Genomic DNA, 25940 nt, shown 5'->3' with positions numbered 1-25940 from the left:
CTAGTTGCACGATCGGCAGAACGAGCGGGAGTGGCCGCGCACGGCCGCGGTCGGCCCCCGGTTGTCCGGCATGCGCGGTGGGGCGGGGCCCGTGTTCGTGCGCCGTCGCCCGGGGCCCGGGGCGTCGCCCCCGTCCCCTAGCGTCAGCACCGTGACGGCCTACTCGAGCGACTCCGCGGTGCCCCGCGCCCACATCGGCGCGTACCCGAAGCGCCGCGCCGTGCCGGCGGCGGCCCCCGCCGACGTGCCCCCGGCCGTCGACGAGGCGCGCTACGCCGACTTCTTCGCCGAGGGCGCCTCAGCCCTCGACCCCGGTGTCGTCGTGGGCGGCGCCGACGGGCTTCGACTCGGCTGAGCCGCGCTCGCGCAGGTAGATCGACAGCACGACCATGCTGCCGACCGCCAGGAACTCCGACTGCCAGTTCTGCAGGGTCCTGTTCCAGAAGTCGGCCGACGCGACGTAGCCGGCGAGGCCCGTGGGCGCCTCCAGGTCGAGCAGCTGCTGCTCGTCGTGGGCCACGTGGCCGGTGACGGCCTGGGCCGCCCACGACGCGACGAAGATCGCCCCCATCACGAGCCCGAGCGAGTGGGAGGCGAGCCACAGCCGCCAGCCCGAGGCCGCGGCCCAGCGGGGCGAGCCGGGCAGGGCGTGCCCGCGCACGTGCTGCCGTTCGTCGCTCTGCGGGCCGACCTGGTCGAGCTCGCCCGACTCCGTCGACCCGCGCTGCACGAGCCAGACCGTGGCGCCGATGTAGAGGACGAACTGCAGGTACTCCGACTGCCAGTTCTCGGCGACGTCGGCGGCGAAGCTCGACGACGTCACGTACTCGAGCCAGCTGATCGGCTGCAGGCGGGCGCTCGTCTGGTCGTCGTTGAAGGTCGCCCACCCCGCGAACGACTGGGCGACGAGCGCGACGACGAAGAGCGCCCCGAAGAACAGGCCCAGGCCGGAGTCGCGGATCCGGTCGACGAGGCGACGCCGCGTCGTGCGCGTGCCGGTCACCGTGCCAGCGCCCCGATCACGAAGAAGGCGAGCAGCCCCAGCCCGATCCCGCCGAGGTAGGTCGCGAACAGCGGCTTCACGTCAGCCGCCCGCCACGGTGCAGTCGGCCGGCGCGGCCTCGGCGGGCGGGCTGCAGTCGGCGGCGCGCACCTGCCAGGTCGAGCCCGTCCGGGCGAGGAAGGCGACGGTGTCGTCGTAGCGGACGAGCGCGGCCCGGCCGTAGGTCTCGACGCCGGTGACGGGCCCGGGCGGCGCGACGTCGAGGCCCCCGAGGGAGGCGGCGCAGTCGTCGCCGAGGTCGTCGCGCGCCGCCGGGGTCAACAGCGCGCACGCGTCCTCGAGCCGGCCGTCGGCCACGGCGGCGGCGAAGCCCTCACCGACCTCGCGGGGGCCGTCGGACGGGCCCGCGCAGCCGGACGCGAGCCCGGCGATCACGAGCGCGACGGCGACGAGGGCCACCGAGCGCGGGCGCCGAGCGACCGGGGCGGCCGGGGCGGCCCGGCACGGACGAGGAGTGCACGACATGCCTCCTGCCTAGACCGGCCCCGGCGGCGGGTCGAGCCCTCCCTCGGGATCGGGCACCGCGCCTCCCCGGGTGCTAGTGGGGGCGGCCGCGCCCCGCTCCCGGACGACGGCGGATCTCCGCGGCCCGGAGCCGGACACGGCCCGTCGGGAGGAGTTGCCTCGCCGTGTGGACTCCCTCCCCCTCTGGCTCCTGATCGTGATCTTCGTCGCCGCGGCGGCCGTGACCTGGGTCGCCGGCATCCAGCTCTCGAAGACGACCGACGTGCTCGACGACCGGCTGCACATCGGCAGCGCGCTCGGCGGGCTCATCGTGCTGGCCGTCGCGACCAACCTCCCCGAGATCGCGATCACGGTCAGCGCGGCGCTGTCGGGCGACGTGTCGGTCGCGGTCGGCAACATCCTCGGCGGCATCGCGATCCAGACCGTGGTGCTCGTGGTGCTCGACGTCTTCGGCCGCCGGGGGAAGGGGGTCGCGCCCCTCACCTACCGGGCCGCGTCGCTCACGCTCGTGCTCGAGGCGGTCGTCGTGGTCGCCGTGCTCACGGTCGTCGTGGCCGGCAGCCAGCTGCCCGACGGGCTCGTGCTGCTGCGGCTCACGCCCGACGTGGTGCTGATCGCCGTCCTCTGGGTGGTCGGGCTGCTGCTGGTGCAGCGCGCCGGGAAGGGGCTGCCCTGGCACGAGGAGGGCCGGGCCCCCGACGCGTCGCCCCACACGACGGGGCACCGACGTCGGAAGCCCGCCGAGCCGCACTCCCGCATGAGCACGACCCGCGCATCCGTCGTCTTCGCCGTGTCGGCCCTCGCGACGCTCGCCGCCGGCGTCGTGCTCGAGCGGGCGGGCGACGCGGCGTCGTCGCAGCTGGGGCTGTCGGGGGTGCTCTTCGGCGCGACCGTGCTGGCGCTCGCCACGTCGCTGCCCGAGATCTCGACCGGCCTGCAGGCCGTGCGTCAGGGCGACGACAACCTCGCGATGAGCGACATCTTCGGCGGCAACGCCTTCCTGCCCGTGCTCTTCCTCGTCGCGACGCTCATCTCGGGCGAGGCGGTGCTGCCCGCCGCGCAGGCCTCCGACATCTACCTGACGGCGCTCGCGGCCCTGCTGACGCTGGTCTACGTGGTGGGGCTGCTCTTCCGCCCCCGGCGGCGGATCGCGGGCATGGGCGTCGACTCGCTCGTGGTGCTCGTGCTGTACCTCGTGGGGCTCGGGGGGCTGTTCGCCATCGCGAGCTGACGGCCGCGGACGGCCCCGGCGCTGCCTCGGCACGGGCCGGCGGGAGTCGCGGTGCAGGCCCGCAGGTCACGGTCGGGTAACGAGACCAGTCGATCTCGGGAGGGGCGGCGAACCCTTGTCATCCCCACCGGGAACCACAGACAAGGAGCTGCATCGTGACCATCACGCGCAAGACCATCACCAAGACCGCCCTCGGCCTCGTCGCCTCCGGCGCACTCGTCTTCTCGCTCGCCGCCTGCTCGATGGACGACACCTCGTCCGACGCCGGCTCGTCGAGCTCGTCCTCCGCCGCCGCGGAGCCCACGGCCGAGGCCACGCCGCTGGCGTCGCTGCCCGACCTGAGCAAGGGCGTCGACACGCAGGTCACCGTCGACGCGTCCTTCGTCGAGGCCCTCACGAGCCTCGGCCTGACCCCGGGCGTCGTCGGCACCGCCGGCTTCGACTCCGCCACCGGCACGTTCTCCTTCCCGATCACGGGCGGCAACGTCGACTACTACGACCCCGCCAGCGACGTCCGCCCCTACGTCCAGGGCGAGATCGACCACGACGGCTCCGGCCTGTCGCTGACCGCCGCCGACGGCACCGTCGTCGAGCTCACCGACTTCCGGATCGACCCGGGCGAGTCGAAGCTCTACGGCACCGTCACCGCCAACGGCACCGTCGCCGCCGAGGACGCCTACCTGTTCAACCTCTACGGCGGCTCGCTGAAGCCCCTGCAGACCGAGGGCGACAACGCGATCCTCGAGGGCACGACGGTGCACATCAGCCCCGACGCGGCCGCGCTGCTGAACCAGACCTTCAAGACCGACGCCGTCCAGGACGAGATGCTCGTCGGAGTCGCGAAGATCACCGTCGCCACCAAGTAGCACCCGCCGTCGCCCTCCGGCGACGCACCCCACCCGGTCGACGACCCGACCGGTGGTTCCCGGAAGAGCCCCGCTGCGCACCGCGCAGCGGGGCTCTTCCGCGTGCGCGGACGAGGTTCGCGAACGGTGTCGAGTCGGGCTGTCAAGCACGTTTGAGACGGGATGTACCCCTCAGGCCCAACCCGGGCGCCGTGCGGGAGCGGCCGGTCGAGAGTGGCCGCAACCACAGAGCGGCCGCTCCCCCCGCGGCCGACCGACCATCCCGAGAGGTCTCGACATGAGCGACACTGACCACACCGACGGCACCCCGTCGGCCCCCCTGTACGACCAGGCGGCCGGTTCGACGTCGTCCCTGGGCGACGTCACCGGTCAGGGCGACCCGTTCGACTCCGTCGTCGCGGGCACGTCCGCCCCGGGCACCACCACGACCGGCACGGGCTCCGGCTCTTCCGACTCGTCGGGCTCCGGCAAGGCCGACGCGGCGAAGGCCGTCGCCGGCGACGCGGCGGACTCCGCGCAGCAGGTCGCGGGCACCACGAAGGAGCAGGCCGGCAAGGTCGCCTCCGAGGCGTCCGGCCAGGCGAAGCAGCTCTTCGGCCAGGCCACCGCCGAGCTGAAGGACCAGGCCGGCGCACAGCAGCAGAAGGCGGCCGAGGGCCTCCACGCCGTCAGCCAGCAGCTGACCTCCATGGCCGACTCGAGCGACACCGGGCTCGCGCAGGACCTCGTCCGCAACCTCAGCGGCCGCGCCCACGGCGTCGCCAGCTGGCTCGAGGGCCGCGACCCCGGCACCCTGCTCGACGACGTCAAGCACTACGCCGCGCGCAAGCCCGGCACCTTCATCGCGATCGCCGCCGTCTCCGGCCTCTTCGCCGGACGCGTCGTCAAGGCGCTCACCGCCGAGGCGAAGAGCGAGCACGCGAGCGACGCGAGCTCGACCGGCACCGGCACCGCCTCGACGACGCCCGCGGGCGTGACGAGCCGCACCGCGCCCCCCACGGGCGACGCCACGATCACCGGCCCCGTCGCGGGCGAGTACGACGTCGTCACCGAGGGCGACGTGCCCGGCTTCGGCACGACCACGAGCTCCAGCACCCCGGGCACCTTCCCGGGCGAGGGGGCGACGCGCCCGTGACCGACGCCACCTTCCCCGGCGGCGGCGTGCCCGCCGGCGGGCCCACCCCCGGCGTGCCGGACCCGGAGGACCGCGCGGCGACGACGTCGCTGGGCGACCTCCTCGGCAGCGTCACGAGCGACATCTCCACCCTCTTCCGCCAGGAGGTCGACCTCGCCAAGGCGGAGCTGACCGAGTCGGCGAAGAAGGCGGGCAAGGGCGCCGGCATGTTCGGCGGCGCAGGGCTGACCGGCCTGTTCGCCCTGCTCTTCCTGTCGCTGGCCGCGATGTGGGGCCTCGGCGAGCTGATCGGCGTGGGCTGGTCGTCGCTGATCATCGCCGTCGTCTACGCCGTCGTCGCGCTCGTGCTGTTCACGCGCGGACGCAAGGAAGTCAAGGACATCACGGGAGCACCGAAGACGGCCGACTCCCTCAAGAAGATCCCCGAGACCGTGAAGCCTGGAGGCCACTGATGAGCACCGCCAACGAGAACAAGACCCCGGAGCAGATCCGGGCCGAGATCGAGCGCACCCGTGCCGGCCTCGGCTACGACGTCGACGCCCTCGCCGACAAGGTGAACCCGACGAGCATCGCCCACCGCCAGACCGACAAGGTCAAGGGCAAGTTCAGCAGCGTCAAGGAGTCCGTCATGGGCACCGCGCACCACGGCTCGAGCAGCGTCTCGGGCGCCGCGTCGGGCGCCGTCGACTCCACGAAGGACACCGTGCAGCAGGGCGTCCAGAAGGCGAAGGGCAACCCGCTCGCCGTCGGCCTGATCGCCTTCGGCGCGGGCTGGCTCGTGTCGTCGCTGATCCCCGCCTCCGACAAGGAGCAGGAGCTCGTCGCCCAGGCGAAGGAGCAGGCCGGCCCCGCCGTCGACGCCGTCAAGGGCGCCGCGCAGGACGTCGCGCAGAACCTGAAGGAGCCGGCGCAGGAGGCGTTCGCCAGCGTCAAGGACACCGCGCAGGAGGCGGCGGGCACCGTCAAGGACGAGGCCCGGTCGGCCGCGGGTGACGTGAAGGACAGCGCCCAGCAGTCGAAGGACACGGTCCAGGGCGCGTAGCGACCCGGGCACACCGCCGAGGTGGCCCGCCCCGCCCTCCCCACCACGGTGGAGGGAGCGGGGCGGGCCACCTCGTCCGCGTGCGTGGCGCGCGGCGCGTGTCGCCGCAGCGAGGTGACGCGTCCTGGGCCCCCGCGTGCGCGCCGGGCCCGGATCGGGTCACCTCGACGACGGTCACGCAGCGCACGAGCAGGTCGCCCGACGCCGCGACGCACGGGGTGACTCCTCCTGGGCCCCTGCAGGGTCGCGAGGCCCGGATCGGGTCACCTCGATCGGGGCGCGCGGACGCAGCGACGCCCTGCCTCGCGGGAAGCGTGAGCACGTCGCGAGGCAGGGCGTCAGGCAGCGTCGGGGGGACGACGCCGCCGGGGCACCGCCGGGGGGAGCGGTGCCGGTCTGGGGCTCGGCTAGCGGCCGAGGACGATCGACCCGGTCTGGGTCCGGATCGTCGAGGTGTGGGTGGCCAGGCGGCCCAACTGGGCGCGGACGTAGCGGCCGAGCGACGTGCGAGGCACCGACGGGGAGACGTACGACCCGACGAGGCGCTCGGCGCTGCGGGTCGACGTCACGTAGCTGCCGACCGGCTCGTCGCGGCGAGCGGTGCTGGTGTACTGGCCACCCAGCGGGAAGGGCTGGGCGGGGGCGGCGGTGCGGGTGTGGTTCGTGCTCATGGGGGCCTCCTCGGCGTGCGGGGCGGCGAGGCGGCACCGTCGGGTCGGGTGGCGTTCCTCGTCACCGTCGGCGTTGCCTCTACTCTAACCATAGTTTTGAATCATTCAAGACAACGGCGCGACTGCACAGCGAGACCCCAGGAACCCGCGCTGTCCCGTGATCGCACGAGGGCCAGCCCGGGCCCCGGGGCCGGGGCGAGACGAGCGGGTCAGAGCACCTTCGAGCCGATGAGCTTGGCGAGGTAGGTCACGTCGAAGGCCCCGCGGAACTCGAAGTGGACCATGCCCAGCCCGCTGAACCACAGCGTCAGCTCGGCGTCGAGGTCGAAGGTGCCGGCCGTCTCGACCGAGAACGCCTGGATCTTCGAGTACGGCAGCGAGGTGAAGTCGCGCTTCTTGCCCGAGATGCCCTGCACGTCGACCGCGATGACGCGCTTGTCGGTGAAGACGACGAAGTCGCGGATCGTCTTGGCGGCGACGAGGAGCACCTCGCCCTCGAGGAGCAGCCCCTCGATCTGCGGGCGCACCTCCGCCGGGTCGATGTGGCTGAGCTTGAACACGGAGCTGGACGAGAAGTCGATCATGCCCGCACGCTACCGAGCGCGGAGCCCGGCCCCGGGGAGGCGCGACTAGCGTGGGGCGGTGACCGCGCCGACCCAGCCCCGAGCCCTCCGTGAGACCCGCTCCTTCGCCCCGCCGAGCGGGCCCGTCGTGGGCTTCGTCGATGGCGACGTGGTGCGGGTGCTCGGCGTGCCGTACGCGGAGGCCGAGCGCTTCGAGGCTCCCCGACCCGCGACTCCTGCGGTCGACGCCGACGGCCGGGCCGTGCCCTACGAGGCGTTCTCGCGGGCGCCCGCGTCGCCGCAGCTCTCGTCGCGCACGCTCAGCGCCCTGATCGAGGGCGCGAGCGACGGCATGGTCGACTCTGAGCAGTGCCAGGCGCTGTCGATCACGCTGCCCGCCGACCTCGAGCCGGGGGAGTCGCTGCCGGTGATGGTGTGGATCCACGGCGGCTCGTACGTCACGGGCGCCGGCGACCTCGGCGTCTACGACCCGCGGGCGCTCGTGGCCGAGCAGCGCGTCGTCGTCGTCACGGTGACCTACCGCCTCGGCATGCTGGGCTTCTACGGCGACGGTGCCTCGGTGCCCGCCAACCTCGGGCTGCTCGACCAAGTGGCCGCCGTGCGCTGGGTGCACGAGAACGTCGCGGCGTTCGGCGGCGACCCCGACCGCGTGACGCTCTTCGGCCAGTCGGCGGGCGGCGACTCGGTCGCCCACCTGATGATCAGCGAGGGCGCCCGCGGCCTGTTCCGCCGCGCCATCGTGCAGAGCGCGCCGCTCGGCATAACCCGCGGCCGGTCGCGCATGAACCGAGCCATGGTGGAGGCGGTGGGCACCCCGCCCCGGAACGCCCCCGTCGCGCAGGTGCTCGCCCTCCAGGCCGCGGCCGAGAAGGCCGCCCGCCGGTTCGGCCTCCGCGGGGGCATGGCGTTCGGGCTGCAGTACGGCCAGGCGCCCCTGCCCGCCGAGGCCGACCGGGAGGCCGCGTGGCGCGAGGTCGCGCCCGACGTCGACCTGCTGATCGGGTCGACCAGCGAGGAGACGGGCCTGTTCTTCGCGTTCGTGCCGGCGCTGGAGCGCCTGGCCGGGCTGCCGGTGGTCGGGCGGGCGTTCCGGCGCCTGCTCGTCGGCGCGACCACCCACGCGATCTACGGGCGCGACGCCCGGGCATTCGCGGCGCGGCACCGGGCGGCCGGCGGCCGGGCCGTCCGCTACGAGCTCACCTGGGCCCCGGAGGGGGCCGTCTTCGGCGCCGCGCACGTGACCGACGTGCCGCTGCTGCTCGGCGGCGTCGACACCTGGGGGCACACGATGCTCGTCGGCGACGCCGACTGGGCCGACGTCGACCGCCGCGGGCGGCGGGTGCGCCAGATCTGGGCCGACTTCGCCCGCACCGGCACGGTCGCGGCGGACGCGGGGGCCGGGCTGCAGGGGACGATCCGCCTCTTCCGGAGCTGACCTGCAGCGGCCTCCCGCGCATCCCGTGTGACGAGGTCGTGGACCGGTGCCCCCGCACCGGCCCCCGACCCCGGGCCGACCGCCCCCCGGCGGCCGACCACGGCCCGGCGCCCCCGCGCCGAGCCGGGTCTCGTCAGCCGCGCGTGCCCGCGGCGATGATCGCCTCCGCGGCGGGGATGAGGCGCCGTGCGTCGTCCTCGGAGTACTCGGAGAAGACGCTGCCCTGGAGACGGATCCAGCTGTCACCGACGACGACGTCCACCCAGCACGACGCGCCCTCCTCCTCGTAGCACTGGACGCTGGCCCGGTCGGCTCCCTCGACCTGCACCGGCGTGCCGGGCGTCGTGGCCGTGCCCGGGGCCCAGCCGCCCCCGCTGATCCAGCCGACCGAGATGTCGCTGAGCACCTGGCTCTCGCCCGGCGGAGGGCTGGACTGCCACGCGCACTGGCCTTCCTTCAGCTGCGTGGTCCGGATCCCGGTCAGGGGGGCTTCCTCGAGCAGGTCGCGCGGTGCCTCGTACGTGACACCGCCGACGGCCTCGCTCATCACGGCCGGGGTGGGCAGGGCCTCGCAGCCCGACACCTGCCAGGCGCCGTCGGGCACCAGCCAGGGGCGGGGCGGCGTGACCGTGGCGAGCTCCGAGAGGAGCGCCTGCACGACGGGGCGGATCGTGTCCGGGGTGAGGGTCTCCCTCTCCCCGGTAACGGCGTCCGGTCGGGCGTAGTTCGTGGTCTCGATCCACCACGGGCCCGCCACGACCGACGTGTTGCAGAAGATCGTGCCCTCCGGGCAGGTGACCGCCGAGACGTCGCCCTCGCCGAGGCTCGCCAGGCCCGACTCGCGGAGCCCGGAGATCCACTCCCGACCACGGTCCCCCGCGGGGGAGACGGTCACCCCGACGCGGTACTCCGCGTAGGGGTAGCCCTCGGGAGTCCACGAGCAGGTGAGGGCACCCGCCTGGAGGTAGGCCGCGTTCGTCACGTCGAAGTGCTCGGGGCCCCAGGTGAGGGGCGCCGAGTCCTCGACCAGCTGGCCGACACCGATCTGGTCGCCGAGCGTCGCGCAGTCCACGTCGTACGCGGGCCGCGGCACCGGGTCCTGCTCGGGCGCCGTCGGCGTGAAGGTCGGGGTCGCCGTCGCGCGCGGCGTCGCCGAGGGCTCCGGCGTGCTCGTCGGCGAGGCCGGCGCGGCCGCCTCGAACGGCGAGGGCAGCACGAGCGCCAGGGCGCCCGAGGCGCCGCCGATGCCGAGCAGGGCCACGAGGCCGAGGGTGAGGCCGAGGTGCCGGCGGGCCCACGGGCGGGGCTTGGCGGGGGGCTCGGTCGCCGCTCGCTGCAGCACCTGCTGCTTCATCGAGACGAGCATGCGGTTCAGGTCGTCACCGACGGGGGGCTCAACGTCCATCGTTCGTCACCGCCTTCCTGAGTCGGGCGCGGCTCCGGCTCACCCGTTGGGTGAGGGAGCCGACGCTGATGCCGAGGGCCTTCGCGGCCTCGGCGTAGGAGCGTCCCTCGATGAGGCACAGCTCGATGACCTGCTGGTCGAGGGGGCTGAGGGCGTCGATCTCGGCGCGCACCCAGCGGAGCCGCTCCCGCGCCTCGGCCGCGTCCTCCTGGTCGAGGTCGGCGAGGTCGAGCGGCAGCTCGTCGGCGGAGTCGCGGACCCGCTTGCGACGGAGGTTCATCGCGTGGTTGCGGCACGCGACGAGCAGCCAGGGCAGCAGCGACCCGTCGTGCAGCACGATCTCGGCCGACCGCCGCCACATCGTGACGAGCGTGTCCTGCACGACCTCCTCGACGTCCATGCGGCTGTCGACCAGCGCCCACGCGTACCGGGTCACGGCCGGCGCGTAGCGGTCGAAGATCGTCGACAGCGCGTGCCGGTCGCCCGTCGCCGTGCGTCGTACGAGATCGGAGTCGCTCTCCGTCGTCAGGTCCATGTCCACCCCCCTCACCTAGGAATGTCGCCGCAGGACGGATCCTGACGAACTCGTGCAGATCTCTTCAGCAGGCCCTGGGGGAGGCGCGGTGCGCGCCCGGCCCCGCCCGCGCCTCCCGCGGTCAGGTGAACTGGATCGGCGTGCCCACGGGCAGCGTCGCCAGCGCCTGCGTCATCGCCGCCGACACCCGGACGCACCCGTGCGAGGAGCCGGTGGGGTCGGGGTAGTAGTGGATCGCTGTCAGCGCGGAGTTGCCGCCGTAGCCCGCCAGCAGCGGCGAGTGCGCGCCGGTCAGCGCGATCGGCTGGCCCTGCGTGTAGCCGATGCTCGGGTCGACGTAGTTGGCCTCCATGTAGGTGGCCGTGCCGGCCGGCGTCGGGTCGTCGGGGGAGCCGAGACGGGCGACCTCCTGCGCCGAGACGGCGCCGTCCTGGCCGAGCACCGAGATCACCGAGCTGGCGTTGTCGACGAGCACCGACTGCGTCGCGGGGCTGAGCGTGAAGTCCGCCGCCCGTGCCCAGGCGAACGTCGCGCTCGGGGCGGCGGCGACCCCGCCGTCGCCGGGGGTGGCGTTGCGGGCGGGCGTCGCCACGAGCACCATGCCGCCGTCGAGGCCCGGGCTCGTGCCCCAGACCGCGGTGGCGGCGGGCCGGTTCAGCGTCGGGACGGTGGCGCCGAACGTCGCGACCGGGGCCGCGTCGGCGGAGGGGCTCGCGTAGAGGGCGACGAGCGCGGCTCGCGGGGTCGCGATCGTCCACTGGTTGGTCGGCGTGAGGTCGCCGCCGTCGAGCAGCTCGGGCACGACCGCGTCGAAGAACGCGAGCGGGAGCGCGGCCAGGGCCTCGGGCGAGGGAGGCGCGGGCACGGCCGCCGGGGCCGGCGCGGCGGTGGCGGTGGGGCTCGGGCTGGGCGTCGGCGCGGCGACGGGCGCGGAGGTCGGCGCGGCGGCGGGCTCGCCGCGGGTCACGGCGACGGCGACGGTGCCCGCGGCGACGAGGGCCAGCGCGGCGGCGCCGGCGAGGAGGGCGGTGCGGCGCGGGAGGCGGCGGCGGGGTGCGGCGTCGGTGCCGGCGTCGGCGGCGGGGGCGGCGGCGGCCGCGGCCGCGGGCGTGCCGACGTCCGCCGGCCGGTCGGGGCCGTGCGGGGCGGGGGGCGTCGCGTCCGGTGTCTCGTCCACAGTGTGTCCAGTCTGCCCGGCGAGGGGCCGCTCCGGGCAGAACGAGAGTGATCTGTGATCTCGACCCGCGACTCCCTCGTCCCTGCGCTCCTCCGGCGCGGATCGCTCTCAAATTTGAGAGAGAGACCGGGAGCTTGGGGTGGGCTGGGGTGGGGTGGGGCTGGTGCGGGAGCGGGGGCGGGCCGACCGGAGCCGGGGCGCCGCCAGCCCCCCTACCGGGCGAGCGCGGTCAGCTCGGCTCGGGTCGCGGCCCCGGCCTTCCGCAGCAGGTTCGAGACGTGGAACTTCACCGTGTTCTCGCTGATGCCGAGCGCCTGGGCGATCGACCGGTTGCGCGCCCCGGACGCGACGAGCCGCAGCACCTCGCGCTCGCGCGGGCTGAGCGCGACCGACTCGTCGAGGCTGCCCGGCTCCGCGGGCGGGTCGAGCGGCAGCGTCACGGCGACGTCGCTGCCCCACCCCGGCGTCGACGCCACGTCGAGCGAGCCGTCGAGCGCCGCGACCCGCTCGGCGATCGGCCGCAGCGAGTCGTCGTGCACCGTCAGCTCGCCGGCCCCGTCGTCGCGGATCCCGATCAGCAGGTTGAGCCCGTCGCAGTCCCACTGGATCCGTACCCGGCTCGACCGCCCGGAGTCGACGAGGGCGAGCACCGCGCTCCGCACGATGGCGCGCGCGGCGTGGGCCACCTCGCCGGGCAGGGCCCGGCCGGTCGCGGGCGGCTCGACGAACTGCACGTCGAGGTCGCCGAACCGCACGAGGGGCCGCAGGTCGTTCCGGAGTCGCGCGAAGGCCCCGACCACCGGCTCGAGCAGCAGCGAGCGCTGCTGGTCGGTCTCGGTGCGGATCTCGACCATGGCCGAGGCCGCGATCTCGGTCGCGAGCGTCCGGGCGGCGCGGTCGTCGAGCCGGGTCGAGCGGAGCGTCGCGAGCAGCGACTCGAGCGTGAGGGCCTGCCGGTCGACGAGGTCCGACACGGCCCGGGCGTGCTCGACGACGAGGGCCCGGCTGGCGGGCGAGGGCAGCGGAAGGTCGTGGTCGGTCACCCGCCCGACCCTACCCGCGCCTCCTCGACCTACCCGTTCGGGCAGGTCGCCCCCACCGGACGGACGGCCCCGGGGAGGCGCGGTGCGCGTAGACCAGGAGCCATGCCTCCCGCAGACACCGCCGACCACCCCGACGCCGCCGTCCCCTCCGTCGCGCTCGACCTCGTGCGCGCCGAGGTCGACCGGGCCGTCCGTGCCGTCGTCGACACCGACCCCGACGGCCTCGCCGCCGTCGCCGACCTGCTCTCGGGGGCGCGCCGCGTCTTCGTGCACGGAGCCGGCCGCTCGGGCCTTGCGCTCCGCATGACGGCCATGCGCCTCATGCACCTGGGCCTCACCGTCCACGTCGTGGGCGAGGTGACCGCGCCGGCGATCGGCGAGGGCGACGTGCTGCTCACGGCGAGCGGCTCGGGCACCACCGGCGGCATCGTCGGCGCGGCCCGGTCGGCCGTCGACGCCGGGGCCCGCGTCGCCGCGGTCACCACCGACGACTCGTCGCCCCTGGCCGAGGTCGCCACGGCCGTGCTGATCGTGCCCGCCGCCGACAAGCTCGACCGCTCGGGGGCCGCCTCGGCGCAGTACGCCGGCGGCCTCTTCGAGCAGGTCGTCGTGCTGGTCGGCGACGCGCTGTTCCACGCCCTCTGGCAGCGGTCGGGCCAGAGCGCCGACGACATGTGGCCCCGCCACGCCAACCTCGAGTAGCCGCACCGCGCCTCCTCGACACCCCCTCACCCCACCACAGAAGGAGCACCACATGAAGCTGCAGTTCGCCATGGACACCCTGACCACCGACGCCGCCCTCGAGCTGGCGGCCGCCGCCGCCCCGAGCGTCGATATCATCGAGCTCGGCACCCCGCTGATCAAGGCGGAGGGCTTCCGCGCCATCACCGCCATCAAGGAGGCGCACCCCGACAAGATCGTGTTCGCCGACCTCAAGACGATGGACGCTGGCGAGCTCGAGGCCGACGAGGCCTTCAAGGCCGGTGCCGACCTGGTCACCGTGCTCGGCGTCGCCGGCGACAGCACCATCGCGGGTGCGGTCAAGGCCGCGAAGGCGCACGGCAAGGGCATCGTCGTCGACCTGATCGGCGTCAGCGACAAGGCCGCCCGTGCCAAGGAGGTCGTCGCGCTCGGCGCCGAGTTCGTCGAGATGCACGCCGGCCTCGACGAGCAGGCCGAGGAGGGCTTCACCTTCGAGAAGCTGCTCGAGGCCGGCCGCGCCTCGGGCGTGCCGTTCTCGGTCGCCGGCGGCGTCAAGGCCGCCACGGTCGGCTCCGTGCAGGACGCCGGCGCGCAGGTCGCCGTCGCCGGCGCCGCGATCTACTCGGCCGACGACGTCGCCGGTGCCGCCGCCGAGATCCGCGCCGCGATCAAGTAACGGCACCACCGCCTCCTCGCTGACGAACCACGTCCTCGCCGAGGAGCCACGCCGCGGCGTGGTTCCCGTGCGAGGACGTGGTGCGTCGCGGGCCGGAGGCGTCCTAGCCTGGGCGCATGACCGAGCCGACGCCCGCCCCTGCGACCCTGCCCGCGCCTCCCGAGCCCGGCATCTACCGCCACTTCAAGGGCGCCCTCTACGAGGTCGTGGGCACCGGCCGGCACAGCGAGACCGAGGAGCCCCTGGTCTTCTACCGCAAGCTCTACGACGACTACTCGTTCTGGGTGCGCCCCCTCACCGACTTCGTCGCGCACGTGACCCGGGGCGACCACGACGGCCCCCGGTTCACCCGCCTGCACTGAGCTGCCCGCACATTCCGACCTGGGCATGTGCAGCGAGGTCGAGAGCGCACAGGGATTTGCCAGGAACCCGGTCGGTCCCGTTCAGGCCGGGCGTGCATGCTCGAGGCTTCGTCTGCGCGTACGCCCTGTCCCCCGCGGGAGCGCGGACGAAGGACCGGGCCCCGAGCCCTGCCGCACCACCGACACCGACCCCATCACGCTGACGCGTCCTCGCGCCGTCTCGCCCGAACCCCGGGAGCCTGCCCCCGCAGGCCGGAGACGCCGTGCCCCGAGATCCGGAGGGACCGTCCGACACCGCCAGCGCGGTGATCGCCCCCGCGTGACGCGTGCCCGCTCCCTCGAGGAGCACCCGGACCCCCTCCGGAGGCGCGGGTCGGCCGAGCATTGGACGACATGACCCCCGAGAACACCAGCGCCACCGTGCCCGCCGAGGGCACGAGGCCGACGGCCCCCGCCGCGGCCGCCCCCACCCGCCGCGAGCTCGCCTCCGCCCGGCGTCGCACCGCCCGTCGGCGCACCGTCGCCGTCGGCTCGATCGCCGCGGTCGCCCTCGTGGCTGGCTCCGGCTTCGCCCTCGTGAACCGTGCGCCGTCGGCCGAGGCCGTCGCCGCCGCCCACGCCGCCGAGACCGAGAGGCAGGAGGACGCCATCGCGTCCGCCCTCGCCGACGCGCAGGCGAAGGCCACGATGGACGCCGCGTCGCAGGTCGTCGCGTCGTCGCAGGGCAAGGTCGACGCGTCGGCCCTGCAGACCAGCGTCGCCTCCCTGGCCGACTACGAGTCGCTCGACGCCGACACGCTCGCCGACCGGGTCGCCGCGACCGTCGACAGCGCCCGCACCGTGCAGTCCGCCGCCGCCGAGGCCGACCGCCAGGCCGCCGCTGCGGCCGCTGCCGCCGCTGCGGCCGCCGCCCAGGCGGAGGCCGAGGCGCAGGCCGCCGCCGCCGCGAAGGCCGCTGCCGACGCCGCCGCGGCCCTCGCCGCGCAGAACACGCCCGCCGGCGCCAAGGCCACCGCGCAGTCCCTCGCCTCGTCGAAGTACGGCTGGGGCAGCGACCAGTACGGCTGCCTCGTGAACCTCTGGACCAAGGAGTCCGGCTGGAACTATCAGGCCTACAACCCCAGCGGCGCGACCGGGATCCCGCAGGCCCTGCCGGGCAGCAAGATGGCCACCGCCGGCAGCGACTGGGCGACCAACGCCTCGACGCAGGTCGCCTGGGGCCTCGACTACATCAAGCGCGCGTACGGCACCCCGTGCAGCGCCTGGGGCCACAGCCAGTCGGTCAACTGGTACTGATCGGCGCCGGCTGATCGGCATCGCCTGACCCGCTCACGGCGGGGCGACTCCCTCGGGAGGCGCCCCGCCGTCGTCGTCCTGCCCGGCGCCCGCCCGTTGTTCAGGTATCGGCGGGCGAGTGCGACCCCGCCGGGCGACCGTGACGGCCCGTCCCGGTCGCACCCGCCCGCCCGGCCTCGACCCTCAGGTCTGCGGGGGGATGGTCTTGAACTCGTCCTCCTCGCGCGGCACGGGCACGAGCGAGGTCGGGGCCGGTCCGGGCTCCGACGCGCCGTCGCCGGGGGAGGCGGGCACGGTCACGGTCGGCGCGGGCGTGGGCTCGGGCGTCGCGGGCTCCGGAGTCGCGGTGGGGCTGACGGGGCTCGGCGTCACCTCGACGACCGGCTCGTCGTCGCCGCAGCCGGCGAGCACGACAGCGCCGAGCGCCGCCGTCAGCAGCACGGTCGCGACCCTCGCCTGTCCCCTCATGCGCCGAGCCTACGCACCCGACGGGGAGAGGTCGAGGAGGCGCGGGTCACCCGGACACCGTCGCGTCACCCTGGGCAGGATGGGCGCATGACCCCGCCGGAGCCCCGCGACGCCGCCGAGGCGCGTCGCACGGCGCGACCCGCCGCGCGGCCCGAGCCGCGGCCCTGGACGCTGTGGACAGCCAGCGCCGCCGACGTGCACGACGTCGCCGTGTTCCAGACCGAGACGTGGCGGGAGGCCTACCGTGACGTCGTCGACCCGGCCTACCTCGCGGCCGTGGGCGTGCCCGAGCGGGTGGCCTCGTGGGGCCTGCGCATCGCCTCGCCGGCGCGGCACGTGGTGGTCGCGCGGGTGCCCGACGCCGCGGGCCACGCGTCGGGCGCCGACGCGCGCGGCGAGGTGGCCGGCGTCGTCAGCTGGGCGCACGGCGACCTCCGCCACGACCCGTTCGACCTGGACCTCGTCGAGCTGACGACCCTCTACGTCGGTGCCGCGCACCGCGGCAGCGGCCTCGCCGACGCCCTCCTGCAGGAGGCGCTCGGCGACGGGGCCGCGTACCTCTGGGCCTTCGAGCGCAACGCGCGGGCACTCGCGTTCTACGCCCGGCACGGGTTCGTCGCCGACGGCACGCGCAAGCTCGACGTGCCGACCGGCGCGTGGGAGCGCCGGCTCGTCCGCCCGGCCCGCCCCGCGCCCGGCGTGGGCTAGGACCGGAGCCCGCACCGCGCCTCCCGCAGGCTAGGCCCGCGCCGACCAGCTCGCACCCACCAGCCCGCGCCGACCAGCCCGCGTCAGACGGCCGCGACCAGCGTCCAGGCCCCGCCGTCGCGGCGCAGCACCCGGCCACTGAGGACGTCGGCGAGCTCGCCGACCGTCGCCTCGACCACGGCGCCGACGGCCACCGCGACGTCGTCGTCGGGCGAGGTGTAGCGCACGACGAGCTGGGGCTCGCCGCGGCTCAGCACGATGTCGCGCGCCTCCACCGTCGTCAGCTCGGCCGCGGCGTCGGCGGCGCGGGGCAGCAGCTCGTCGGGGCGGGAACCGGGGCGCAGGGTGCCCACGGAGAGGGCGACGCGGTACGAGGGCATGCCCCGATCCAACCGCCGACCCCTGACAGCCGTGCCGCCAGGATGTCGGTCACCGGCACCGGCACCGGGGCCCCCGGGAGGCGCGGGTCAGCCCAGCGCGGAGGCCGCGTCCCCGGCGGCGACGGCCCCGCTGCCGAGCGGAGGCTCGGGGACGACGCGCATGCCCGTGGTCGTGGTCGCCGTCGCGAGCATCGCGTCGACCCACGCGCGGTTGATCGCGGCCATGCGGCTGCCGGCGTAGACGAAGCGGAGCGGGATCGACTCGTGCACCCAGAGCACGTGGCGCCCCTGGCCCGAGCCGTCGCTGTCGCGCCAGGTGAGGGAGAAGCTCTCGTGCCGACGCAGCTTCGCGACGACGGCGAGCTGGAGGTGCGCGAGCGTCCGGTCGTCGATGTCGACGGCCGTCCGGTCCGACCCGTAGAACAGTGTCCCCAACGTGCTCCTCCTCAGCTCACTACGGTAGATGCCCGCCCGGGCATGGACGGCTCCGGTCCCGACCCCTTGACACCGTCGAGACCCCCGCGCTAGTGCCTCCGACGCCGTGTCACGAGCCCGTGACGGGGCCGACACGTGCCCGACCCCGGGGCCTGGCATCATCGGCGCATGCGCCGAACCGCCACCGCCCACCTCGACCTCGACGTGGCGGGCCCCGCCGAGCTCGTCCTCTCGATCGCCGCCGCGCGCCTGCCGGGCACGGAGCTCGACGAGCAGCTCGCCGTCACGCTCGACGGCGAGCCCGTCGACGTCCGCGAGGTCGACGACCGCCACGGCACGCGACTGCACCTCTGCGAGGTGGGCCCCGGCACGGTCGTCGTCGACTACCGGGCCACCGTGACCGGCCACGCCGACGCCCCCGAGCGCGACGAGATCGACCTCGTGCGCTACCGGCGGCCGAGCCGCTACTGCGAGTCGGACACCCTCGCCCCGACCGCCCGCGCCGAGTTCCGAGGCCTCGTGGGGCGCGGGCTCCTGGCCGCGGTGAGCTCGTGGGTGGGCGCCCAGCTGGCGTACGTCCCGGGCGCGAGCGCCCCGACCGACGGCGCCGTCCAGACGCTGCTCGATCGGCGGGGCGTCTGCCGCGACTACGCGCACCTCGTCGTCGCCCTGCTGCGGGCGCTCGACGTGCCCGCCCGGCTCGTGTCGGTCTACGCGCCAGGCCTCGCGCCGATGGACTTCCACGCCGTCGCCGAGGCGTGGGTCGACGGGGCCTGGCACGTCGTCGACGCGACGGCCCTCGCCCCGCGGCAGACGCTCGTGCGCATCGCGACCGGGCGCGACGCGAGCGACACCGCGTTCCTCTCGAGCTACGGCGCGTACGTGGGGCTGCGGTCGATGACGGTCACCGCTGTCGCGGACGAGCTGCCGCGCGACGACGTCACCGCCTTCGTGACGCTCGGCTGAGCGCGGCGGCCGACCCGCGACTCCCTCAGATCGTCAGCGGCAGCGTCCGTGTACCGGACCGCCGACGGGCCGGGGCCGTCGACCGGCCGGGCCGCCGGCTCAGTCGCGCCCGGCCTGCGGGTCGTCGGCGTCGTGGGCGAGCTCGGCGCCCTCCTCGGAGCGCTCGGCGGGCTCGTCCTGCAGGGGCCCGGCGGGCCACGACGACGGCCCGGCCGATCCCGCCGGGTACTCGTCGAGGGCCACGGCCCCGCTCGACCAGGCCTGCACGACCGGCGTCAGGATGCGCCAGCCCTCCTCGGCGGAGTCGCCGCGCACCGACAGCGTCGGGTCGTCGTCGAGGATGCCCTCGAGCACCTCGCCGTAGGCCGTCAGGTCCGACGCGCCGAAGACGGCCTTGAGGGAGGCGCGGGAGAGGTCGTACGCGTCGCCCGGCCCGTTCACGTTCAGCTCGAGCGACATCTCGTCGGGGCTGATCGCGATGCGCAGGCGGTCGGGCTCGCCGCCGCCGACGAACTCGCGCGGCACGTGGGCCGGCGGGCGGAAGGTGATGACGATCTCGCGGCGGCGCGAGGCCAGCGCCTTGCCCGAGCGGAGCAGGATCGGCACGCCGGCCCAGCGCCAGTTCTGCACCTCGACGACGACCTCGGCGAGCGTCTCGGTCTCGAGCGACGGGTCGACGCCCTGCTCGTCGGCGTACGCCGGCAGCTCGCGGCCGTCGACCGAGCCGGCGCCGTAGCGGGCCCGGCGGGTGTGGCGCGTCGCGTCGTCCTGCCAGATGCGGGTGGCGCGCAGCACGAGCTCCTTCTCGTCGCGGAGGTCGGCGGCGGTGAGGGTCGCGGGCGCGTTCATCGTCAGCACGGCCATCACCTGCAGCAGGTGGCTCTGGATCATGTCGACCATCGCGCCGGCGTGGTCGTAGTAGCGGGCGCGGTTCTCGAGTGCGAGCTCCTCGTCGTAGACGATCTCGACGCTCTCGACGTGCTGGTTGTTGAGCATCGGCTCGATGAGGCGGTTCGCGAAGCGGAGCCCGAGCAGGTTGAGCACGGTCGACCGGCCGAGGAAGTGGTCGACGCGGTGCACCTGGTCCTCGGGCACGAGCTTCAGCACCGAGCGGTTGAGCGCCTTCGCCGAGGCCAGGTCGGTGCCGAACGGCTTCTCGAGGGCGAGGGCCGTGCCGTCGGGCAGGTCGACCTCCCGCAGCGCCGCGCAGGCCTTCTCGGTGATCGCCGGCGGCAGGGCGAAGTAGATCGAGGGCGGCGAGTCGCAGGCCTCGACGAGCGTGCGCAGCCCCTCGGCGCCGGTCACGTCGGCCGTGACGTACCGCGTCGACTCGAGCAGGGCGTCGACGGCGGGGCCCGAGGCGTCGACCGACGCGAACGAGTCGCGCACGCGCTGGGTCCACTCCTCGGCGGTGTACTCCTCGACGCCGGCGCCGATCAGCTGCACGCGACGCTGGGGCTCGTGGGCGAGCAGCCCGCCGAGGCCGGGCATGAGGAGGCGCGAGGCGAGGTCTCCGCTCGCCCCCAGGATCAGCAGGGTCACGGGGCCGTGGGCCGACGAGCCGGCCTTGGCGGCCGTCTCGGTGTTCGCAGTCGTCATGTCGTGCACGCTAGACCGCCGGGTCAGGCGCGGCGCGTCGGCCGCACCGACACCACCTCGGCGGTGGCGCCGTGCGGCAGGTCGACGACGAGCCGCACCGCGTCGGCGACGGACTGCGGCTCGAGGTAGAGCCCGGTGTCGTAGCGCCCGCCCTCCTTCTCGACGAGCTCGCGCTGCATGTCGGTGTCGACGCGGCCCGGGTGCACCGAGCTGACGCGCACGCCGTGCGGGCGCTCCTCCTCGCGGAGGGCGTCGGTGAGGGCGCGCAGGGCGAACTTGCTCGCGGCGTAGGTGCCGCCCCCGGTGCCGGCCGTGAAGCCGGAGCCGCTGTTGATCGCGACGACCGTGCCCTCGGCGGCCCGGAGCGGGGGCAGCAGCTGCCGGGTCAGCTCGGCGACGGCGAAGACGTTGACCTCGAAGACGCGGCGCCAGTCGTCGCGCGTCGTCGAGTCGACGGTGTCGCCGCCGATCACGCCGGCGGCGTGCACCACGACGTCGAGGCGGTCGAGCTCGGGGGCGGCGAAGGCCGGGCCCGAGAGGTCGGCGACCCAGGCCGAGGCCGACGGGAGCGTCGCGACGACCGCGCGCACCGCCTCCTCGTCACGGCCGTGCACGACGACGTGGTGGTCTCGGGAGAGGTCGCGGGCGACGGCGAGGCCGATGCCGCGGGTGGATCCGGTGACGAGGGCGGTCTTCATGCGGCCAGTCTGCCGCGGGCCCCCGACGCCGGGCCCGCCGCGACCTGATCCGCGCTAGTTCTCCTCGATCCTGAGGATGTACTCACGAAAACCCGGCGCGGTGAAGCTCAGGAAGCCGAATTCCGAGGCTTCGACGATGCCCTTCTGCATCAGGCGGTCACGTGCGCTGCTGATGCTCCTCGTCGACTTCCCTAGCGCGTCGGCGATCTCCTCTCGCTTCACCCGGGTGCCTCCCAGACGAGCGATCGCGAGCAACATCTCACGCTCAGCGGGCGACGCGCTCCTCCATCGGGCTCGGAAGAGCTCCGCCATCTGTTCATCGACCCCTGAGAGAGCAGCTGTGACCATCGACTCCGTAATGACGCTTCCCGCGGGTGGGTACCCGGCTGCCTTCCATGCTTCGTCGCCGAGGAGTTGCACCTTGTGCGGGTATCCCTCCGATTCACGGACCGCCAGCTGCAGAGCGTCGGTCGTCCACCGGACCCCGGCACTCGAGGCGGGACCGGCCAGAGCCAGTTCCACCTCCTCATCGGCCAGACCGAGGAGAGGGCGATAGTCGAAACGCTCGCTGAACGTCACCGCTCTCCCGATCACTTCGGACGTGTTCGGCAGGCCGACTGCGAACAAGCCTGCCGGCGTGCTGGGTCGCTCGCTAGCCAACTCTTGCCATGCGTAGGCGATGGCACGGAGCCCACTCGCGTCGGCAGCCTGGATCTCGTCGACGAGGACGGCCAGGCCCGTGCCGCCGTCGGCCTCGATGGCATCGGTCGCCGCGACGATCGCCTGCTTGAACGACTCGGCCGCGCCCGCCGTGGGGGCAGTCCGTTGCGGGCTCATCGTCACCGAGGCCTCAACGATGCTGGGGATGCCGAGCGACACGCTCGCTGAGTCCACGGACGCCTTGAGAGCATCCCAGCGGGACGAACCAGGAGGGACTGTGCTGGCCAGCTTGCCCAGGACACTCGCGACCAGTGACTCCTCCGGGTCCGCCGTGACCCAGACCGTACGCATGCCCGCTGCGCGCATCCGCCGCTCGGCCTGCCGCAGCAGGGTCGTCTTGCCCAGCCCGCGGGAGGCGTGATCCACCCTGACGCGGGCGACGAACCGTCGCAACTGCGTGATCACCTGGATGCGTTCGTCGAAGTAGCTCAACTGCGCGGCTCGTCCGACGATGGAGTGCGCCACCTCGCCGGGTGTGTAGGGACTGGGTTGAGACACGAACTTCCCTTCCGGATACGAGTGGATACCTGAGTCAAGGTATCGCAAGGTATCTCGGCTCCGAGGAAGACTGGCTCCGCCTCACCCCAGGGGGTCGTTGCCCCAGTTCATCAGCGACCAGCGCCACTTCGTGTCGGTCACGTCGCCGTCCGGGCGTTGTTTCGAGTGCCGCGCGACGTAGCCGTGCACCTTGGCCATGTGGGCCCAGTCGTCGTCGGTGAGGTCGGCCTTCTTCGTGTGCAGGATCCGCACGATGTGCCGGCCGCTCTCGTGCCCGACCGACTCGCCGCCGGGCTCGGAGTGCTGCCCGACCTCCTTCGACTCGTCGGTCTCGAGCCACGCCTCCAGCTCCGACGCGGTCATCGTCACGTCGTCGTGGAAGTCGTCCCAGGTCGTCTGCCGGTCGTCGTCATCAGCCATGCTCCGACACTGCACCCGTGGCGGCGGCCTGTCCGCCCCGGGTGTCGTGTCGACGACCCGGATGGGTGACGGCTACGGCTTGACGACGGGGATCGGGCCGGTGAGCTGGGGCACCTCGCGGTCGCTGAGCAGCCAGTGCTCGCCGGAGGCGGTGATCAGGAAGGCGAGGGGCCCCGGTCGGCAGACCACCAGGGCGCCGCCGGACTGGTGCAGCACGCTGTCGAGGGCGCCGCCGAGGTCGCGGTCGTCCTCCGAGCCGGCAGAGGAGAGGACGGCGCAGCGGCCCTCCGCCCCCATGGCGGTCAGCAGGCGACGGAGGCCCTCGGGGTCGCCGAGGGAGGGGGCGACGCTGTGGGCGGCCGCCATGTCGACCCAGTCGGTCGACTCGGTGAGCGCCGCGAGGCGGTCGGGCGACGGGTCGGTGTCGCCGGCGGCGAGCGACCGCAGGTCGTCGCGGCGGTCGGGGGCCGCGAACGCGTCGAGCGCCGCGATGACAGGCTCGGGGAGCAACGCCACGGGAGTCCTCCTCAGGTCCGGAGCGACCATCCTCCCACTCCGGGAGGGGCTGCGTCTCCGTCGCGTGGCCGAGGAGGCGGTGGTCGCCTCGTCGCTACAGTGGAGCGACCCTGCGCCCCGACCGGACGGACCGACGATGACCTTCCCCTCCTACCCGGGCCAGCCCGGCAGCGACGAACCCCGCAAGGGCCTCAGCCCGCAGCCCCCGTCCGGCCAGCAGCCGGCCTACGGTGAGCAGCCCGCCTACGGTAAGCAGCCGGCCTACGGCCAGCCGCCCGCCTACGGCCAGCAGCCCAGCCACGGCCAGCAGCCCGCCCAGGGCCAGCAGCCGTGGACGGGCCAGCCGAACTCCTACGGGCCGCCGGCCCCGCAGCGCACCGACGCCGACCCGTCGACCCCGTACATGTGGGCGATCGCCGTCACGCCGCTGCTCAGCCTGCTGACCCTCGCGTTCGTCGACATCTCGTCGTACCTCGACGAGACCCTCCGCCTCGCCGAGGCCGGCAGCACCGCGGCCCCCTCGTCGCCCGGCATGCTCCTGGCCCAGCTCGTCAGCTGGGGCCTCTACGCCCTCACCGTCGTGCTCGCCTTCTTCGACTGGCGTGCGCTGAAGCGCCGCGGCGTCGACCGCCCCTTCGCGTGGCCGTGGGCGTTCCTCAGCGTCGTCTACGTCATCGGCCGTGCCGTCGTGGTCAAGCGCCGCACCGGGCGGGGCGTCGCGCCGATGGTCGTCTACCTCGTCCTGACCGTCGTGAGCATCGCCGTGTCGGTCGCCGTCGTGGGCGTGGCGCTCGCCGAGTTCCTGCCCCAGGTGGCGGAGCTGACCCCGGCTCCCTGACCCCGGTCACCCGACCCGCGACTCCTCGGGTCGCCGCGCCTGCGAAGATGACCGGGTGAACGCCGCCCCGCAGCCCGCCCTCGGTCTCCTCCTCGACGTCGACGGGCCGATCGCCAGCCCCGTCACCCGCAGCATCGCGCTGCCCGAGATCACGCGCGACCTCGTCGTGCTCGCCGCGGCGGGCACGCCCGTCGTGTTCAACACGGGCCGCTCCGACGCCTTCATCCGCGACGAGGTCGTCGGCGAGCTGATCGCCGCCGGCCTCCCCGCGGGGGCCCGCGTGCACGCGGTCTGCGAGAAGGGCGCGTCGTGGTTCTCGATCGGGCCCGAGCACGGACCGACGGGCATGAGCGAGGTGCAGGTCGACCCGGGCCTCGCGATGCCCGCGGACTTCGCCGACGAGATGGAGGCGCTCGTCGCGAGCGACTACGCCGACCTCGTCTTCTTCGACCGGACGAAGCGCGCGATGGTCTCGATCGAGCAGCTGACGAGCGTCGAGTCGGCCACCTACCTGGCCCGCCAGCGCGAGTTCGACGAGTGGGCGATGGAGGCGCTGACCCGCCGCGGCGCCGGGGTGCGCCGTCTCGACGACGTGCGGCCCGACGCCGCCGGCGCCGTCCAGTGGCGGGTCGACCCCACGATCATCTCGACCGACATCGAGTCCATGCGGCTCGGCAAGGACCTGGGGGCGGAGCGAGCCCTCGAGCTGCTGGCCCTCGACGGCCCCGCGCCGCTCGCCTGGCGCACGGTCGGCGACTCGCGGAGCGACTACGCGATGGCCGACTGGCTGCACGAGCACGGCCACTCCGTCGCCCACGTCGACGTGCGGCCGGCCGACGGCGTCCCCGAGAAGCCGTACGCCGTGCTGACGAGCGCCTCCGGGCTGATCCACGACGAGGCGGGCGCGGAGTTCCTCGCCGGCTGGGCGAGCGCGCTGTAGCCGTCACGCTCGTGGACACGGCGACCGCACGCCGGGCCTCGTCCCCCGCGGGCAGGAGGCCCCCCCGGGCGCGGCCGGACCGACCTCCCGGTAGCGTCACGGTCATGGGGATCTGGTCGCGGCTCGTCGGCGCGGCGTCGAGCGACGTGCCCGCGGAGCTCGTCGTCGTCGTCGACCGGGAGAGCGTGTCGATGGGCGACGACGCCCGGACGCACCGCCGCGAGCTGCGGGTCCCGGCCGGGTCGCTCGTCAGCGACGTGGTCGAGCGCAGCAGCCCCGACGTGCGCGCGCAGGGCTGGTCGTGGGTGGCCGTCGTCGACGGCACCGTCGTCGCGGTGTGGTCGGTCGACCACGGTGTCGCCCTGCTCGTCCCCGACGGGCCCCTCACCGCGCCGGACCCCTCCGGGGTCGTCCAGGTGCGCTTCCGCTACCTCGGCCAGCTCGACCCGGCGTGGCTGCACGCGCGCCTCGCCGAGGGCGCGCCGCTCGATCCGGACGCGCTCGACGCCGAGTACGCCCCGACCGCCCGGGCGGTGCTCGAGCGCGAGCGTCGGGAGCGCGAGGCCTCGACGACCGCGCGCCTCCTGGGCCCGACGTCCGTGCGGGCGCTGGAGCGCCTCGGGGCCGTCGTCGACCTCCACTCCGACGAGCTCTGCCGGTTCGACGTCGGTGGCGTCGCCTGGCATGTCGAGCTCCGCGACACCATGACGGTCGTCTTCGGCCGGGGGCACCGGTCGCCCCTCGCGTCGCTGCGCCCGGTCGGCCTCGCGGAACGCTGGGTGCTGGCGGCCCTCGCCGGCGACCGGCGCGCCGCCGACGGCCTCGACCCGCTGCCTGACGCGCCGGTGCGCGCCGGGGCCGAGCCGGTGGATCTGACGGTCGCGGGCAGACCCCGTGCCGTTGACGGCTCGTCGGGCGCGGCCGTCGCGCAGCTGGCGGACGCCGGCGACGTCGGGCCGCTCGACCTCGTCCTGGGCCGCGACCTCGACGAGGTGGTCGCCCTGTTCGGCCTCTCCGGCCCGGGCGCCTGAAGCACCTGTCACCCTGTCGTCGCCGCGCGGCGAGG

General features: G+C 74.6%; 32 protein-coding genes. 16 read left to right on the top strand and 16 right to left on the bottom strand.

All coding sequences use genetic code 11. From position 1 onward, the window contains the following. Window positions 1-151 precede the first annotated feature (151 nt). Complete coding sequence (locus tag FHR77_RS12205; RefSeq protein ID WP_167260567.1) at window positions 152-355, top strand: hypothetical protein; 204 nt, start codon at window positions 152-154, stop codon at window positions 353-355. Here the strand turns inward: FHR77_RS12205 and FHR77_RS12200 are convergent. Next, a complete protein-coding gene (locus tag FHR77_RS12200) occupies window positions 299-1003 on the bottom strand; it encodes a DUF6766 family protein (RefSeq protein WP_167260565.1) in 705 nt (234 codons plus the stop codon). The two genes, FHR77_RS12205 and FHR77_RS12200, sit on opposite strands and share 57 nt — an antisense overlap. An 81-nt stretch (window positions 1004-1084) precedes the next feature. Then, window positions 1085-1528 carry a hypothetical protein gene (locus tag FHR77_RS12195; protein WP_167260563.1) on the bottom strand — a complete coding sequence of 148 codons (444 nt, stop codon included), beginning with the start codon at window positions 1526-1528 and terminating at the stop codon, window positions 1085-1087. A 166-nt stretch (window positions 1529-1694) separates the two neighbouring features. On the opposite strand from FHR77_RS12195, the gene FHR77_RS12190 reads away from it, so the two are divergent. The 5 genes from FHR77_RS12190 to FHR77_RS12170 all read left to right on the top strand — a co-directional run bounded on the left by FHR77_RS12190 (window position 1695) and on the right by FHR77_RS12170 (window position 5802). Beyond that, window positions 1695-2759: a sodium:calcium antiporter gene (locus FHR77_RS12190; RefSeq protein ID WP_167260561.1), complete on the top strand. Its 1065-nt coding sequence runs from the start codon at window positions 1695-1697 to the stop codon at window positions 2757-2759. A 155-nt stretch (window positions 2760-2914) separates the two neighbouring features. Beyond that, window positions 2915-3625, top strand: coding sequence for a hypothetical protein (locus tag FHR77_RS12185; RefSeq protein ID WP_167260559.1), 711 nt, complete (start codon window positions 2915-2917; stop codon window positions 3623-3625). Between the two features lie 277 nt (window positions 3626-3902). Further along, on the top strand, window positions 3903-4760 hold the full coding sequence (locus FHR77_RS12180) for a hypothetical protein (RefSeq protein ID WP_167260557.1): 858 nt from the start codon (window positions 3903-3905) through the stop codon (window positions 4758-4760). Further along, complete coding sequence (locus FHR77_RS12175; protein WP_424955983.1) at window positions 4757-5212, top strand: phage holin family protein; 456 nt, start codon at window positions 4757-4759, stop codon at window positions 5210-5212. Before FHR77_RS12180 ends, FHR77_RS12175 begins: the two co-directional genes overlap by 4 nt. After that, window positions 5212-5802, top strand: coding sequence for a DUF3618 domain-containing protein (locus FHR77_RS12170; RefSeq protein WP_167260555.1), 591 nt, complete (start codon window positions 5212-5214; stop codon window positions 5800-5802). Before FHR77_RS12175 ends, FHR77_RS12170 begins: the two co-directional genes overlap by 1 nt. A gap of 407 nt (window positions 5803-6209) precedes the next feature. Here the strand turns inward: FHR77_RS12170 and FHR77_RS12165 are convergent, their stop codons facing one another. Beyond that, the gene (locus FHR77_RS12165; protein WP_167260553.1) at window positions 6210-6473 is read right to left on the bottom strand and encodes a hypothetical protein; all 264 of its coding nucleotides are present in this window, start codon (window positions 6471-6473) and stop codon (window positions 6210-6212) included. A 209-nt stretch (window positions 6474-6682) separates the two neighbouring features. Beyond that, window positions 6683-7057, bottom strand: a complete 375-nt coding sequence (locus FHR77_RS12160) for a PH domain-containing protein (protein ID WP_167260551.1) — start codon at window positions 7055-7057, stop codon at window positions 6683-6685. Window positions 7058-7115: 58 nt separating this feature from the next. On the opposite strand from FHR77_RS12160, the gene FHR77_RS12155 reads away from it, so the two are divergent. After that, window positions 7116-8492, top strand: a complete 1377-nt coding sequence (locus FHR77_RS12155; protein WP_167260549.1) for a carboxylesterase family protein — start codon at window positions 7116-7118, stop codon at window positions 8490-8492. Window positions 8493-8625: 133 nt separating this feature from the next. Here FHR77_RS12155 and FHR77_RS12150 read toward each other — a convergent pair whose 3' ends face one another. The 4 genes from FHR77_RS12150 to FHR77_RS12135 form a co-directional block, all read right to left on the bottom strand. Beyond that, window positions 8626-9897 carry a hypothetical protein gene (locus FHR77_RS12150; protein ID WP_167260547.1) on the bottom strand — a complete coding sequence of 424 codons (1272 nt, stop codon included), beginning with the start codon at window positions 9895-9897 and terminating at the stop codon, window positions 8626-8628. Further along, a complete protein-coding gene (locus tag FHR77_RS12145; RefSeq protein WP_167260546.1) occupies window positions 9887-10432 on the bottom strand; it encodes an RNA polymerase sigma factor in 546 nt (181 codons plus the stop codon). The genes FHR77_RS12150 and FHR77_RS12145 overlap by 11 nt, the downstream gene beginning before the upstream one ends. 121 nt (window positions 10433-10553) lie before the next feature. Beyond that, on the bottom strand, window positions 10554-11609 hold the full coding sequence (locus tag FHR77_RS16680; protein ID WP_167260544.1) for a L,D-transpeptidase family protein: 1056 nt from the start codon (window positions 11607-11609) through the stop codon (window positions 10554-10556). 212 nt (window positions 11610-11821) lie between these two features. After that, window positions 11822-12652, bottom strand: a complete 831-nt coding sequence (locus FHR77_RS12135; RefSeq protein WP_167260542.1) for a LuxR C-terminal-related transcriptional regulator — start codon at window positions 12650-12652, stop codon at window positions 11822-11824. Between the two features lie 102 nt (window positions 12653-12754). On the opposite strand from FHR77_RS12135, the gene hxlB reads away from it, so the two are divergent. From hxlB to FHR77_RS12115, 4 genes are all read left to right on the top strand, one after another. Beyond that, on the top strand, window positions 12755-13354 hold the full coding sequence (hxlB, locus tag FHR77_RS12130; RefSeq protein WP_167260540.1) for a 6-phospho-3-hexuloisomerase: 600 nt from the start codon (window positions 12755-12757) through the stop codon (window positions 13352-13354). 52 nt (window positions 13355-13406) lie between these two features. After that, on the top strand, window positions 13407-14030 hold the full coding sequence (gene hxlA, locus FHR77_RS12125; RefSeq protein ID WP_167260538.1) for a 3-hexulose-6-phosphate synthase: 624 nt from the start codon (window positions 13407-13409) through the stop codon (window positions 14028-14030). A gap of 116 nt (window positions 14031-14146) precedes the next feature. Beyond that, window positions 14147-14392 carry a DUF1653 domain-containing protein gene (locus FHR77_RS12120; protein ID WP_167260537.1) on the top strand — a complete coding sequence of 82 codons (246 nt, stop codon included), beginning with the start codon at window positions 14147-14149 and terminating at the stop codon, window positions 14390-14392. A gap of 393 nt (window positions 14393-14785) precedes the next feature. Next, the gene (locus FHR77_RS12115; RefSeq protein WP_208380814.1) at window positions 14786-15688 is read left to right on the top strand and encodes an aggregation-promoting factor C-terminal-like domain-containing protein; all 903 of its coding nucleotides are present in this window, start codon (window positions 14786-14788) and stop codon (window positions 15686-15688) included. A gap of 183 nt (window positions 15689-15871) precedes the next feature. Here the strand turns inward: FHR77_RS12115 and FHR77_RS12110 are convergent, their stop codons facing one another. Then, window positions 15872-16156 (bottom strand): hypothetical protein, encoded by a 285-nt coding sequence (locus FHR77_RS12110; protein WP_167260535.1) that lies wholly within the window; start codon window positions 16154-16156, stop codon window positions 15872-15874. 87 nt (window positions 16157-16243) lie between these two features. Between FHR77_RS12110 and FHR77_RS12105 the strand changes: the two genes are divergently transcribed. Next, window positions 16244-16864, top strand: a complete 621-nt coding sequence (locus FHR77_RS12105) for a GNAT family N-acetyltransferase (RefSeq protein WP_167260533.1) — start codon at window positions 16244-16246, stop codon at window positions 16862-16864. A gap of 83 nt (window positions 16865-16947) precedes the next feature. Here the strand turns inward: FHR77_RS12105 and FHR77_RS12100 are convergent, their stop codons facing one another. Together FHR77_RS12100 and FHR77_RS12095 are read right to left on the bottom strand one after the other, a co-directional pair. After that, window positions 16948-17244, bottom strand: a complete 297-nt coding sequence (locus tag FHR77_RS12100) for a hypothetical protein (protein ID WP_167260531.1) — start codon at window positions 17242-17244, stop codon at window positions 16948-16950. Window positions 17245-17331: 87 nt separating this feature from the next. Next, entirely contained in the window at window positions 17332-17679 is a 348-nt protein-coding gene (locus tag FHR77_RS12095) for a DUF7882 family protein (RefSeq protein WP_167260529.1), read from the bottom strand. 168 nt (window positions 17680-17847) lie between these two features. Between FHR77_RS12095 and FHR77_RS12090 the strand changes: the two genes are divergently transcribed. Beyond that, window positions 17848-18645: a transglutaminase-like domain-containing protein gene (locus FHR77_RS12090; RefSeq protein WP_167260527.1), complete on the top strand. Its 798-nt coding sequence runs from the start codon at window positions 17848-17850 to the stop codon at window positions 18643-18645. A 99-nt stretch (window positions 18646-18744) separates the two neighbouring features. On the opposite strand, the gene FHR77_RS12085 is transcribed toward FHR77_RS12090, so the two are convergent. The 5 genes from FHR77_RS12085 to FHR77_RS12065 form a co-directional block, all read right to left on the bottom strand. Beyond that, a complete protein-coding gene (locus FHR77_RS12085) occupies window positions 18745-20244 on the bottom strand; it encodes a glucose-6-phosphate dehydrogenase (protein ID WP_167260525.1) in 1500 nt (499 codons plus the stop codon). Between the two features lie 23 nt (window positions 20245-20267). Then, entirely contained in the window at window positions 20268-20942 is a 675-nt protein-coding gene (locus FHR77_RS12080; protein ID WP_167260523.1) for an SDR family oxidoreductase, read from the bottom strand. 54 nt (window positions 20943-20996) lie between these two features. After that, window positions 20997-22127 carry an ATP-binding protein gene (locus FHR77_RS12075; protein ID WP_167260521.1) on the bottom strand — a complete coding sequence of 377 codons (1131 nt, stop codon included), beginning with the start codon at window positions 22125-22127 and terminating at the stop codon, window positions 20997-20999. Between the two features lie 114 nt (window positions 22128-22241). Next, window positions 22242-22580 carry a DUF3140 domain-containing protein gene (locus tag FHR77_RS12070; protein WP_167260519.1) on the bottom strand — a complete coding sequence of 113 codons (339 nt, stop codon included), beginning with the start codon at window positions 22578-22580 and terminating at the stop codon, window positions 22242-22244. A 72-nt stretch (window positions 22581-22652) separates the two neighbouring features. Then, entirely contained in the window at window positions 22653-23096 is a 444-nt protein-coding gene (locus FHR77_RS12065; protein ID WP_167260517.1) for a hypothetical protein, read from the bottom strand. Between the two features lie 136 nt (window positions 23097-23232). Between FHR77_RS12065 and FHR77_RS12060 the strand changes: the two genes are divergently transcribed. The 3 genes from FHR77_RS12060 (at window position 23233) to FHR77_RS12050 (ending at window position 25905) form a co-directional block, all read left to right on the top strand. After that, window positions 23233-23934, top strand: a complete 702-nt coding sequence (locus FHR77_RS12060) for a hypothetical protein (RefSeq protein ID WP_167260515.1) — start codon at window positions 23233-23235, stop codon at window positions 23932-23934. Between the two features lie 55 nt (window positions 23935-23989). Then, window positions 23990-24874 carry a hypothetical protein gene (locus tag FHR77_RS12055; protein ID WP_167260513.1) on the top strand — a complete coding sequence of 295 codons (885 nt, stop codon included), beginning with the start codon at window positions 23990-23992 and terminating at the stop codon, window positions 24872-24874. Window positions 24875-24978: 104 nt separating this feature from the next. Then, window positions 24979-25905, top strand: coding sequence for a hypothetical protein (locus FHR77_RS12050; protein ID WP_167260511.1), 927 nt, complete (start codon window positions 24979-24981; stop codon window positions 25903-25905). Window positions 25906-25940 lie beyond the last annotated feature (35 nt).

The sequence above is a fragment of the Frigoribacterium endophyticum genome, from assembly GCF_011759585.1.
Classification (GTDB): domain Bacteria; phylum Actinomycetota; class Actinomycetes; order Actinomycetales; family Microbacteriaceae; genus Frigoribacterium; species Frigoribacterium endophyticum.
This window is presented reverse-complemented; position numbering and strand designations above follow the sequence as displayed.